Source organism: Streptomyces sp. NPDC015130 (assembly GCF_043080005.1).
In the GTDB taxonomy this organism is placed as follows: domain Bacteria; phylum Actinomycetota; class Actinomycetes; order Streptomycetales; family Streptomycetaceae; genus Streptomyces.
Genome location: NZ_JBIBVC010000007.1, coordinates 388,320 through 400,557, shown reverse-complemented (window position 1 = coordinate 400,557; position 12,238 = coordinate 388,320). Strand labels below are relative to the sequence as shown.

General features: G+C 71.6%; 11 protein-coding genes and 1 tRNA gene. 5 read left to right on the top strand and 7 right to left on the bottom strand.

Features of this window, described 5'->3' with window-relative positions:
- Positions 1-48 precede the first annotated feature (48 nt).
- Complete coding sequence (locus tag ACF08F_RS17960) at positions 49-1,008, top strand: LysR family transcriptional regulator (protein ID WP_392299451.1); 960 nt, start codon at positions 49-51, stop codon at positions 1,006-1,008.
- Between the two features lie 53 nt (positions 1,009-1,061).
- Here the strand turns inward: ACF08F_RS17960 and ACF08F_RS17955 are convergent, their stop codons facing one another.
- Positions 1,062-2,708: a PAS domain-containing protein gene (locus tag ACF08F_RS17955; protein ID WP_392299450.1), complete on the bottom strand. Its 1,647-nt coding sequence runs from the start codon at positions 2,706-2,708 to the stop codon at positions 1,062-1,064.
- 786 nt (positions 2,709-3,494) lie between these two features.
- On the opposite strand from ACF08F_RS17955, the gene ACF08F_RS17950 reads away from it, so the two are divergent.
- The 3 genes from ACF08F_RS17950 to ACF08F_RS17940 all read left to right on the top strand — a co-directional run bounded on the left by ACF08F_RS17950 (position 3,495) and on the right by ACF08F_RS17940 (position 6,146).
- Complete coding sequence (locus tag ACF08F_RS17950) at positions 3,495-3,983, top strand: BlaI/MecI/CopY family transcriptional regulator (RefSeq protein WP_392299449.1); 489 nt, start codon at positions 3,495-3,497, stop codon at positions 3,981-3,983.
- 234 nt (positions 3,984-4,217) lie between these two features.
- Positions 4,218-4,907 (top strand): response regulator transcription factor, encoded by a 690-nt coding sequence (locus tag ACF08F_RS17945; RefSeq protein ID WP_392299448.1) that lies wholly within the window; start codon positions 4,218-4,220, stop codon positions 4,905-4,907.
- A 231-nt stretch (positions 4,908-5,138) separates the two neighbouring features.
- Complete coding sequence (locus ACF08F_RS17940; protein ID WP_392299447.1) at positions 5,139-6,146, top strand: peptidoglycan-binding protein; 1,008 nt, start codon at positions 5,139-5,141, stop codon at positions 6,144-6,146.
- 127 nt (positions 6,147-6,273) lie between these two features.
- Here ACF08F_RS17940 and ACF08F_RS17935 read toward each other — a convergent pair.
- Positions 6,274-6,347: transfer RNA gene (locus ACF08F_RS17935), tRNA-Pro, on the bottom strand.
- Between the two features lie 580 nt (positions 6,348-6,927).
- Here ACF08F_RS17935 and ACF08F_RS17930 point away from each other — a divergent pair.
- Positions 6,928-8,136 (top strand): acyl-CoA dehydrogenase family protein, encoded by a 1,209-nt coding sequence (locus ACF08F_RS17930; protein ID WP_392299446.1) that lies wholly within the window; start codon positions 6,928-6,930, stop codon positions 8,134-8,136.
- Positions 8,137-8,265: 129 nt separating this feature from the next.
- Here ACF08F_RS17930 and ACF08F_RS17925 read toward each other — a convergent pair whose 3' ends face one another.
- The 5 genes from ACF08F_RS17925 to ACF08F_RS17905 are packed head-to-tail and all read right to left on the bottom strand — an operon-like array spanning position 8,266 to position 12,162.
- Positions 8,266-8,838 (bottom strand): GAF domain-containing protein, encoded by a 573-nt coding sequence (locus ACF08F_RS17925; protein WP_392299445.1) that lies wholly within the window; start codon positions 8,836-8,838, stop codon positions 8,266-8,268.
- Positions 8,835-9,458 carry an ATP/GTP-binding protein gene (locus ACF08F_RS17920; protein ID WP_392299444.1) on the bottom strand — a complete coding sequence of 208 codons (624 nt, stop codon included), beginning with the start codon at positions 9,456-9,458 and terminating at the stop codon, positions 8,835-8,837. The genes ACF08F_RS17925 and ACF08F_RS17920 overlap by 4 nt, the downstream gene beginning before the upstream one ends.
- Entirely contained in the window at positions 9,436-9,813 is a 378-nt protein-coding gene (locus ACF08F_RS17915; RefSeq protein ID WP_392299443.1) for a DUF742 domain-containing protein, read from the bottom strand. The genes ACF08F_RS17920 and ACF08F_RS17915 overlap by 23 nt, the downstream gene beginning before the upstream one ends.
- Positions 9,810-10,244, bottom strand: a complete 435-nt coding sequence (locus tag ACF08F_RS17910; protein WP_150264598.1) for a roadblock/LC7 domain-containing protein — start codon at positions 10,242-10,244, stop codon at positions 9,810-9,812. The genes ACF08F_RS17915 and ACF08F_RS17910 overlap by 4 nt, the downstream gene beginning before the upstream one ends.
- Positions 10,245-10,251: 7 nt before the next feature.
- Entirely contained in the window at positions 10,252-12,162 is a 1,911-nt protein-coding gene (locus ACF08F_RS17905; RefSeq protein WP_392299442.1) for a sensor histidine kinase, read from the bottom strand.
- Positions 12,163-12,238 lie beyond the last annotated feature (76 nt).

Genomic DNA, 12,238 nt, shown 5'->3' with positions numbered 1-12,238 from the left:
GCCTTTTCCGCCGCCTCCCGGCCATTCGCGCTGACTATGCTCCCTCACGTGAAGCACAGGAATCCTGATGGCTCGGCGGCGGCGTCGGCCGCCGCGTCCCCGGCGCGCTCGTCGCCGTTGGACCTGAACCTCGTGCGCACGTTCCTCGCGGTCTACCGCTCCGGCTCCTTCACCGCCGCGGGACAGCTCCTCGGCATCTCGCAGCCCACGGTGACCGGTCAGGTCCGCGCACTGGAGCGGCAGACCGGCCGGGAGCTGTTCGCCCGGCTGCCGCGAGGCGTCGCCCCGACGGAGTACGCGCACGATCTGGCGGCACGGGTCATGGACCCGCTCGACGCCCTCATGGCGGCGACCGGCCACGGCGCCGCGGCGGAGGGCACGGCCGCGCCCGTGCACCTGGCCGGCCCCGCCGAACTGCTGTGCACCCGCGTCCTCCCCGCCCTCGCGCCGCTCGTGGCGGACGGCGTGCAACTCCGGGTGGCGACCGGGCTCACCGAACCCCTCCTCGACGAACTCCGGGCCGGTCGCCACGATCTGGCCATCGCCACCGCTCGCCCGCGCGGCCGGACGCTGACGGCCGTACCGCTGCTCGACGAGGAGTTCGTCCTGGTCGCCGCGCCCGTGTGGGCCGAGCGGATCGACGGCCGGGTGACGACGGAAGACCCCGGCGCCCTGCACGGCGTCCCCCTCGTCACGTACGCGGAGGACCTGCCCATCGCCCGCCGCTACTGGCGGCACGTCTTCGGCCGGCGTCTGACCCGCCGCGCCGCCGTCACCGTGCCCGACCTGCGCGGAGTCCTGGCCGCGGTCGCCGCGGGTGCGGGATTCACGGTCCTGCCCCGCTACCTCTGCCAGGACGAACTGGCCTCCGGCGCCCTGGTCGCCCTGCACGACACCGAGGATCCGCCCATCAACACCGCCTACCTCGTCCAGCGCCCGGGGATCCCCGACAACCCCCACGCCACCCTGGTCCGCGACCACCTCCTGCGCCTCGGCCCCACCTGGTGAGACCCGCGCCGCCGCCCGCCTCCGGAGTCGAGGGCGTCGGTCAGGGGCGTCGGTCAGGCGGAGTGGCGCCTGATCCTGGCGAGGAGATGGACGATGCGCTGCTGCGCGGCCTCGTCGCCACCGGTCCGGACGCGAGGGGCGGACCCGGCCGGTTCGGCGTACGGGCGGGGGCGGGCGGCCGTCCGGTCGCGGTGGGCGCCGACCGCCGCGCCGACGATCCAGGAGCCGGTGACCGGGGCCGGGACGGCCCGCAGGGGGCGGGGGTGCGCGAGGTGAGGGGCCGCGGGCACGGGTGCGGGGGCGTGCGGGATCTGGACGACGTAGGTGAGGCCGGCGCCCCTGGGGCCCTCCCGTGCGATGAGGTCTCCGCCGTGGGCGTCGATGATCCCGCGCGCGAGGAGGAGGTGGGCGGGGTCGTTGGCGGCCCTGGGGCCCGAGATCTCGATGCGCAGATGGGCGCCCCGCAGCGCCGCGGTGATGACGACGGTGGTGTCGGCCTGGGGCACGGCCCGGGCGCGCGGACGGGCCGTGCCCGCGGAGGCGGCTCCGGAGGCGTCGGCGATCAGGTGGGCCAGGGCGGTCGAGGCGCGCGCCGGATCGAGCGCGACGACGACCGGCGGGGCGTGCACGGCGAACTGCGTCCGGTGCGGGCCGATGAGCGCGGAGGCCTTGTCGATGCCGGCGGACACGACGGTGCCGAGGGTGGTGGGGTGCCGGGTGACGGCGGCCGCCGCCTCTGCCGGCCGCCGGGGTTCCGGACCGCTCACGGCGAGCGCACCGGGTGTGCCCGGCCGCAGCCCGGCGAGTGCGGCGGTCAGTTCGGCATTCCGGGAGGCGAGGACGGCGTACCGCTCCGCCTGCTCCTTGCGCTCGGCCGCGTGCCGGGCGATCAGCACCTCGTAGGGCCTGCGGTCGGTGAAGGTCAGGACGGCACCGACGAGCCGGTCCCCGTCGCGCAGGGGTGCGGTCGTCAGGTCGACGGGGACGCGTTCGCCGGCCTTGGACCACAGGGCCTGTCCGCGGACGCGGTGCTTGCGCCCGGATCTGAGGGTGTCGGCGAGCGGGGAGTCCTCGTACGGGAAGGGCTCGCCGTCGGCGCGCCAGGCGAGGACCAGCGGGTGCAGCTCGGCGCCGTCGAGTTCGTCGGTGCGGTAGCCGAGGATCCGCGCGGCGGCGGGGTTGACCAGGACGACCCGGCCGTCGGTGTCCGTGCCGACGACGCCCTCGGCGGTGGCGCGCAGGATCGTCTCGGTCCGGTGCTGTGAGCGGGCGAGTTCGGCCTCGGTGTCGAGGGTGCCGGTGAGGTCGCGGACGACGAGCACCAGCGTCGCGTCGCCGGTGTGGCCGCCGTACGGGTCGCAGGCCTCGCGGCCGTCCCCCAGCTCGGCGCTCGTCACCTCCACCGGGAACTCGCCACCGTCCGTGCGGCGGGCGATCATCCGGGTCGGCTCGGTGCGGCTGCGCTCGTCGGTGCCTCCTGAGTGGCGCGCCGAGCCCGGGACCAGCCGCAGCGGGAAAGCGGGTAGCAGGTCGAGCAGACCACGGCCGACGAGCGCGGTGCCGGGTGTCTCGAACATGCCGAGGGCGATCGTGTTGGCGTTGACGACCGTGCCGTCGCGGTTGACGAGCACGAGACCGTCGGGGAGGGCGTCGAGTATGTCTGCGATGCGAGCAGCGCCTCTGAAGTGGGGCAGGACCATGGCGACGTTTCCTTTCCGGGCCTGGGAACCGGCAGGGGCTGTGCGGAGGGCCGGGCGGTCGGAACGTCCGGACCCGCACGGTGATGAGGGTGGGAGGCCCAGCGGGCGTGTGATGAGCTGCTGGAAACCTAACCACCCGGTGATGGCATATGTGAGGCACAGAGGCGACGGCCGGTGATTCTTAAGGGTTCCTTGAGGTCGTGATCAGCCGGGGATGAGGATCCACGGGACCGGCCGTCGCCCTTCGCCATCCATGCCTCATCCAGGGCGAGTTCGCGTCATGACAGAGCATCACATCCACCGTCTGGCATCACACACGCACGGAACACATGTGCCATACTCCTCCTGCGTGCACGAGGTCTCCGGTCTCCCGGAGGCACCTCCGCCCTGCCCGACGTTCCCCCGTCGGAGGACAAGGCGTCAGCTGCGCGCACTCCGCACGGCGCGGACGGCCAGGTCTCCCCCGTCCTACCGTCCGCGCCGTGCACCTTCTTCGCGCAGGACGAAGGGTCCGCATTCACACCACGTCTTCGTTTGTCCCGCAATTTCTCGGACGCGAATTGGCCGCATGACCAATACGACTTCCTCATGCCATGCCAATACACAAAGAACCGGGCCGATGAAGGCGATGCCTTACAGTGGTCGTCGGCTTTGGGCAGCCGACCATGCGCCGCGGGTTCCCCATCTTCCTGATGACATCCGCGGCGTCACCGCGAGTTCGATGGGAGCGGATAAGCGGCAGGACGGCATCACGCGCGTCCGACCCCGTTCGACGAAGAGGGAAGCATGCCGGGAGAAACGGAACTCACGTCCGCGTACAGCAGCAAGGTCGCCGATGATCTCAAGCGCAATGTGGCGGAACAGGAGCGGATCCGCGGCGAGGTCGCACGGCTGACCGCCGAACTCGACGAGCTCGTGCACGACCACGGCGTTCTGCTCAGCCTTCAGCAGGCTCTTCGGGCCGACGTCCCCGCGCCCGGCCGGCGGGTTCCCCGGCAGAAGGCCGGGAACGGCAGCAGGAACAGCAGGAGCGGAAAGAATTCCGGCGCCACGAAGACCACGCTCGTCGAGCTGATCCGCAATCACCTCGCCGCGAGCAGCACTCCCTGTTCCGCCTCCGAGGTGACGACCGCCCTCAGCGAGCAGCACCGCGACCGGCACGTCCAGAACACCGTCGTCCGCACCTCCCTGGAGAACCTCGTCGCCAAGGGACACGCCCGCCGGACCAAGGAGGGGTCCTCCGTCTTCTACACCGCGGCCACCCCCGCGGAGTAGCGGATCGCCCCCTTCACCGCCCTTCACGCGGTTACGGGACCGCTCGCATTCCACCGGTCCGCTCCCGCCGACGCGAGCTCCCGGCAGCAGCGTCAGCGGCACATGCCATCTTAGGAGGCGATGTGCGCGGGAGGGGTTAACCCGGGCTTGCCGATGCCTTAAGGATCCTTAACGGGGAATGTGTCACCCGCCCTGACCTCCAGGCAGACATGTGTGTCACGTAGCGTGCACCGCATGGCAAAGGTGCTTCTCGTCGAGGACGATCCGTCCGTCCGCTCCGCCCTGCACAGATGTCTCTCGAACGCCACGTACACCGTGCGGGAGTGCGGGACGGCGCTGGGTGCGCTGCGCGCCGTCCTGGACGAGCCGTTCGACGTGATGCTGCTCGACCTGGGCCTGCCGGACCTCGACGGCCGGGACATGCTCGTCATGCTCCGTACCGTCTCGGACATCCCCGTGGTCGTCGTGACGGCCCGGCACGACGAGCGCGAGATCGTACGGGTGCTGGGCAGCGGGGCCGACGACTACCTCGTCAAACCGTTCTCCGTGGAGCACCTCATCGCGAGGATGACCGCGGTGCTGCGGCGGGCCGGCACCCGGGGGCCGTCGGCGGACGTCGTCACGGTGGGCGGGCTCGTCGTCGACGCGGCGCGCCGCCTGGCCTCCCTCGACGACGCCCCGCTCGACCTGACGCCCAAGGAGTTCGACCTCCTCAAGTTCCTGGCATGGCGCCCCGGGGTCGTCGTGGCGCGCAGCGAACTGTTCCAGCAGGTGTGGCTGCAGACCTACCACGGGGAGCGCACCGTGGACATCCATCTCTCCTGGCTGCGCCGGAAGCTCGGGGAATCGGCGGCCCGGCCCCGGTACCTGCACACGATCCGCCACGTCGGGATCAAACTGGAGGCCCCGGCACCGTCGGCCTGAGGGGCCGGCGGGCGGCCATGGCATGTGGTGCGCCGGCCACATATGGGTGCCATGGAGTGACGTGCGTCACTTATTAAGGATTGTTTAAGAATCAATGTTGTGAGCGTCCGGTTTTGCGCGTCTCGTCCACAGTTGACGCTCACCTTGAGTCGCGGTCAAAGTCTCCTCGTCCCCTCCCGACACACACGGCTTCGCCACATATGGAGCACCTGTATGCGCAACAGGACTGCCTTGACCGCAGCAGTCACATCCGGCGCCGGCCCCGAACCGGAGCCAGGCCCCGCGCCGGACAACGACGTCTTCGGGAAGGTCGCCCAGCCCGGCGGCGACGGCCCGGGGGCCCGCATGCAGGACGTCGAACTCTTCGACGACACTCCGAGCCTGCCGTCGGTCTCACGGGCAGGCGGCTCGCCCGCGCGCCACCGGGCGGGGAAGCCCCGGCACGGGCGGAAGACCACCCGGGCGCGAAAGGTCCCCCGGGCGCGGAAGGCCGCACCCGTGCCCGAGCCCGAGAGGCGGGGCGGCATGGCGCTGCCGCTGCTGATCACCGGTGCGCTCACGGCCGGGCTGGGACTCTCGGTGGGACTGACCTCCGGGATGGAGCGGGAGCCCGCGGACAAGCTGACCCTCACGATGCCCGATCTCGCGCCGCACCTGGAGACCGCGAGCGCCGAACCGCCGCCCCCCACGGGGACGTCGACGGCGACGCCTCCTCCACCGGCCACGACGCCGGCCACCACGCCTCCGACCACGCCCACCGGATCCGGCACCGCCACGGCGACGCCCCCGTCCTCCGGGGCGGCCACCGCGCGGCCGGCCGTCTCCCCCGGCGCGACGGCCACCGCGGCGCCCCGCAACCCGGCGCCGGCATCCGCACCGCCCACGCGCCCCGCCACCCACCGGCCCGATCCGGCCCCGACCCGGACCCGCACCGCCCCGCCGCCCGAACGCCCGGACAGTGGGGCCCTCCGCCTCGGCAGCACCGGTCCCGAGGTGGCGGACCTCCAGCGGCGGCTCCAGGAGCTCTACCTCTTCCTCGGATCGGCCGACGGCGTGTTCGACCCGTTCGTGGAGGCGGCCCTGAGCCGATTTCAGCGGGCCCGCGACATCCCGGAGGAGCGAGGCGTGTACGGCCCGCTGACGCGTGCCGCCCTTCAGGCGGAGACCGGACGCGGCGACCGTTCCGGCCACGGCGGCAACCCCTGGGGCAGGTGGAGCGGCCTGGGCGGCATCGGATGAGGGCCGCCGCCCGAGGGTAGGCGCTCGCCCGTGCGGCCCTCCCGACAAGACGAGGAGGGCTCCGAAACGAGTCAGGGGCCGTTTCAGATTGCTCTGAAACGGCCCCTTGACCTACGACTCTTTCGAGTCGGGACGACAGGATTTGAACCTGCGACCCCTTGACCCCCAGTCAAGTGCGCTACCAAGCTGCGCCACGTCCCGGTGCCCGTCTGACCTGGGGTTTCCCCTGGCCGAACGCGCATGAGAACAATACCGCACTTTCGACGGTGGTCACGAACCCTTATCCGGCGCCCGATCCGGGGCACGCGCCGACGGCACGCCGCTCACTCTCCGTAACGCTTCCGTGCGCCCCTCCGGAGCGCTCGCGCGCCCGTGGCGCGGACTCCCGGAGCGGGGAGGGCGAGGGCAAGGCCCGTGCTCCCGGGGCCGGCAGCAGGTCGGGCACGTAGCGGAATGTCGCCTCCATGGGGATGAAGTGACCCATGTGGCGAACTCGGAGGGCTCATGGCCATATGCCGGGAGATCTGTTGCCTTTGGCATGTGGCAGAAACATGCCTACGGGGAATGGACTCCGGATCGACCCAAGGGGGCCAACACCACACGAAACACAGTCGGTTTCAATCGTCAACAGCTCCTGTTTCAGACAAAAGTCGTGGCGATATTGCTCCGTCCCGGAAAGATCAACACCATGAAGAGGTCGGCCTGTTCGGGACGGGACCACTGCCGATGCACCACCTGTCCGCTCGACAGAGCGAGCAGGCGTTCGCAGAGGAGGACTCGGATGGACGGCTACTTCAGCAGTCGACTGCATCATCAACTCAGGGCAACGGTCCGAGACTTCGCAGAGCGTGAGGTTCGGCCACGAATAGCCGAGATGGAAGCGTCCCGGACGGTCCATCACGAACTCTCCCGACGCATCGCCGAGCAGGGCTGGCTGGGCGCGACGGTCAGCCAGGAGTACGGCGGGATGGGCGCCGGCCACCTCGCCAAGACGATCATCATCGAGGAGCTCTCCCGGGTCAGCGGCGCCATGGGCGCCATGGTCCAGGCCTCGCAGCTGGGCACCGCCAAGATCGTCCACTTCGGCAGCGACGAGCAGCGCAAGACCTGGCTGCCGGCCGTGGCCAGCGGCGAGTGCCTGCCGACCATCGCGGTCACCGAGCCCGAGTCCGGCGGCCACGTCCTCGGCATGACCGCCAGCGCGGTCCGCGACGGCGACGACTACATCCTCAACGGCAGCAAGGTCTACGTCGGCAACAGCCACGTGGGCGACCTGCACGGAGTCGTCGTCAGGACCGGTCCCGGATCGAAGGGACTCTCGGCCTTCCTGGTCGAATCCGATCGCCCCGGCTTCAGGACCGGTCCGCAGCAGCCCGCCATGGGGCTCCACGGCTTCAGCTTCGGCGAGCTGATCTTCGAGAACTGCCGCGTCCCCGCGTCCAACCGTCTCGGCGACGAGGGCGACGGCCTGGCCGTCGCGTACTCCTCCAGCGTGCTGTACGGGCGGGCCAACCTCACCGCCGTCTCCCTCGGCATCCATCAGGCGATCCTGGAGGAGACGACCCGCTTCGCCTCCGAGCGCATCCGCTACGGCAAGCCGCTCCACGACCTGCCCACCGTCAAGCTGAAGCTGGGCCAGATGCAGTCCCGGCTGATGACCGCCCGGCTCGCCGCGTACCACGCCGTCCACCTGCTCGACCAGGGCATGTCCTGCGATGCCGAGCTGATGAACGCGAAGCTCGTCAACGTCGAGTCGGCCATCGACTCCGGCCGCAACGCCATGGAGGTCCACGCCGCCGCCGGGCTCTTCACGAACCGGCCCATCGAGCGGTACCTCCGCGACGCGCACCACATCTTCGCCCCGGCGGGCACCTCCGACATCCAGCTCCTGCGGCTGGCCGAGGTCGCCCTCGGCCAGGACAAGGGCAGTTGGTCGGAGCGGCTCTCCGAACTGGTCCGCACGCCGGAGCTCGAACCGGCGCACGCCTGAGCAGGCACTCCGGCGCGGCCTGAGCGCACGTCCTCCGACGCGCACGCCCCAGGGGGCGGAGACGGCCGGGGCCCCGGTACGGCGACACACGCCGTACCGGGGCCCCGGCCGTCCTCCCGTCGGTACGGGTCAGAACATGCCGTCCTCGCGGCGGTGGATCTGCTCCACGAGCTCCGCCGCCATGGCCTTGATCGTCTCCAGACCGGCGCGCCCCCACGGCCGGACGTCGGTGTCGACGACGCAGATCGTGCCCAGCGCGACGCCCGTACGGTCGATCAGCGGCGCTCCCATGTAGGAACGGATCCCGATCTCGTCGACGACCGGGTTCCCCGCGAAGCGCGGGTAGTCGCAGACGTCCTCCAGGACGAGCGCCTTGCGCCGGACCACCACGTGCGGGCAGTAGCCGTGGTCGCGGGCCATGTAGCGGCCGACGCCCCCGGTGCTGGCCGCGGCGGCGCCCAGGTCGCTGCCCGAGTGAGTGCCCTCGGGGGTGTGCAGACCGGCGAAGAACTGCCGGTTCTCGTCGATGAAGTTGACCATCGAGAAGGGGGCCCCGGTCACGTCCGCGAGCCGGTGGGCGAACTCGTCGAAGGCCGGGTCCGGCCGCTCCCCGAGCCCGAGTTCACGCAGCCGCTGCACCCGGGCGGGTGCCTCCTTGTCGATGGGGGTCAGCAGGAGATGACCGGTCGGGTCGTAGGTCATGACGTGGCTCCGAAGCTCGGCACGGCGGCCGGGATGTTGGTGATCAGATGCTGGACGAGGGTCAGCAGGGTACGGATGCCGGAGCTGGAGATCCGGGCGTCGCAGACGACGACCGGCACGTCCGGCTTGAGGTCGAGCGCGGCCCGCACCTCGTCCGGCTCGTAGCGGTAGGCGCCGTCGAACTCGTTGACCGCCACGACGAAGCGGATGCCCCGCCGCTCGAAGAAGTCCACGGCGGAGAAACACTCCTGGAGCCTGCGGGTGTCGGCGAGGACGACCGCGCCGAGCGCTCCCTCGGAGAGCTCGTCCCACATGAACCAGAAACGCTCCTGCCCGGGGGTGCCGAACAGGTACAGCACATGGCGGTCGTCGAGCGTCATGCGCCCGAAGTCCATGGCCACGGTGGTCGTGGTCTTGGACTCCACGCCCTCCAGGCTGTCGGTGGCCGCGCTGACCGAGGTCAGCAGCTCCTCGGTGCTGAGCGGTTCGATCTCGCTGACCGCGCCCACGAAGGTCGTCTTGCCCACGCCGAAGCCGCCCGCCACGAGGATCTTGAGTGCGGTGGGGAAGGGGTCGGTCGCGAAACTCTCGTGGCGCTCAGAGCCGTTGTCGTAGGCCATCGAGCACTGCCTCCAGCAAGGAACGGTCGGTTGGGTTGGCGTGGAGACGGGGGGCCCTGGCGGTGAGCGCCCCGCAGTCCACGAGATCGGAGAGCAGGACCTTGGTGACGACGGCCGGCAACCGTAAGTGCGCCGCGATCTCGGCCACCGAGGTGGGCCCGTCGCACAGCCCGAGTGCCAGGCTGTGCTCGGGGCCCATGTGGGCCTGGGGGATCGAGCCGGTCGCCATCACCATCGAGAGCAGGTCCAGCGTGGTGCTGGGCTTGGTCCGGCCGCCGCTCACGGTGTACGGCCGGATCAGCCGGCCTGCCGCGTCGTCGAGCCAGGGCCCTTCCTGATGTGACGTCACGTTCACTGCCCGATGCCACCTGCCGCACCTGCTGCCTGCCGGGCGGGCGTGACCAGGTACGGCCGGACGCTCTTGACGAGCATCGCCATCTCGTAGCCGAGCACGGCGGCGTCCGCCTCGCGCCCGGCGAGGACGGCCAGGCAGGTGCCCGAACCGGCCGTGGAGACGAAGAGGAGCGTGGAGTCGAGCTCCACGACCACCTGGCGGACCTCGCCGCCGTCGCCGAACCGGGCGCCCGCGCTCCGGCCGAGAGAGTAGAGGCCGGAGGCCAGGGCCGCCATGTGGTCGGCGGCGTCGGGGTCGAGACCGTGGACGGATTTCACGAGGCCGTCGGAGGAGAGCAGAACGGCGTTGCGGGTGTAGGGGACCCGCTGGACCAGTCCGCTCAGCAGCCAGTCGAGATCCGAGGAATGGCCGGTCGGCACATTGCTCGCCATGGTGCATCTACTCCTTGTGCGCGTCGCCTGGACGCAGCGTTTCGTGGGGGGCGGGCTGGGATTCGGCAAGGCCGATTCCGCGCTGGAACGCGGCCATCAGACCGGGGTCGTGCAGGGCGTGGTCCTCGGTCTTGCGGGCCACGGGCTCGTCGCGCAGCTGCGGGACGAGGTGCTCCTGTGCGCGCCGCTTCGGGAGGAGGGGCCGGCCGGAGGGCTCGGATCGAGGGGCCACGTGCGCCGGGGGCAGCAGGGGTGCCTGCTGCTCGGCGCCGTACGACTGCACCGGTATCGAGGGGGTGGAACCGGTGTCGGCGTGGCCGTTGGCGTGGCCGTTCAGGTGCGAGCCCGTGCCGGGGTACGCGAGCGGGCCGGAGGCCGGGGCCTCCTCGTGACGGGTGACGACCCGCTCCGGGGAGGGCGCGGGCGGGGCCACGGGCGCGGCCGTCGGCGCGGGTGCCTGGGCGTGGACGGGTGCCGAGGCGTGGACGGGTGTCGGGGCGTGGACCGGGGGCCGGGCCGGGGCCGGGGTGTGGACCGGCTCGGGGGCGTGGAGCGGTGCGGGTGCCGGCGCCTGCTGCGGGGGCTGGGGCTGCATCTGCACCTGGCCCTGCGTGACCGCCGGGGAGCCGGCGGCCGCGGCGGCCTGGCGCTCGTGCTGGGCCAGGCCCTCGGGGTCCGCGCCGAGGAGTCCCTGCGGCAGGACGAGGACGGCCTGGACGCCGCCGTAGATGTTCGACTGGAGCCGTACGGCGATGCCGTGCCGGCGGGCGAGCGCCGAGACGACGAAGAGACCGATGCGACCGTCCTGGAGCAGATGCGCGACGTTGACCTGGTCGGGATCGGCGAGCAGGGCGTTCATCTTGTTCTGCTCGGTGACGGGCATGCCCAGGCCGCGGTCCTCGACCTCGATGGCGAGGCCGGCGGTGACGTACTGGGCGCGCAGCAGCACCGTGGTGTGCGGGGCGGAGAACAACGTCGCGTTCTCGACCAGTTCCGCGAGGAGGTGGATGACGTCGGCCACGGCGTGGCCCCGGAGCGTTCCGTCGATCGGAGGTACCAGCTTCACCCGCGGGTACTGCTCGACCTCGGCGATCGAGGAGCGGAGCACCTCGGTCATGGTGACCGGGTTCGACCACTGGCGGCGCGAGATGGCGCCGCCGAGGACGGCGAGGTTCTCGGCGTGCCGTCGGATGCGGGTGGCCAGGTGGTCGACGTGGAACAGGCCCTTGAGCAGCTCCGGGTCCTCGACCTCGTTCTCCAGCTCGTCGAGGAGCTGGATCTCGCGGTGGACGAGGGACTGCAGGCGCCGGGCGAGGTTGACGAAGACCTCGACCTTCTGTTCGTTGCCGACGCTGCTGGAGAGCCGGGACGCCTGGACGACGGCCGCCACGGCGGCCTCGTGCGAGCGGTTCAACTCCTGCGAGAGCAGGTCGAACTCGTCGCCCGACGCAGGGCCGGACGGCAGCGCGGGACGGGGCGGGAGCCCCTCTCCCTTGCGCAGCTGTTCGACGACCGTACGCAGTTCGCTCTGGCCGCGGGCGCTGGAGCGACGCAGGGCGTTGCAGCGGTCCAGGACCGCCTTGGCCGCGCGGTCGGCGCCGAGCGCCGCGGCGGTCACGGAGGCGACGGTGAGGGCGGCCGCGCCGGTCAGCGCGGCCCAGAGGCCGGGCGTGGGGCTGGCTCCCGTGGAGCGGATGGTGAAGAGGACGGCCGCCGCGCCGCCCAGTGCCACCGCGACGGCGGGGAGCACGGAGGTGCGCAGGAGTTGGGGGCGTATGCGGGCTTCCGTCAGGAGTGGCGCGGACGTCTGCGCCGGGGGGGTGCCGGGGTTGCCGGGGGCGGAGCGGGCGCCCGATCGGCCGTGCCGCCCGCCCTCGCGTCGATCGGACCGCGAGGCGGGTGCGCGAAGTTGAGACATGAGTGTCCTTGGTACGTGCCCAGGAATCGGCGTACTGCGGTACAGGGGGTGGACTACGGGGAGTTTCGGACGAGTC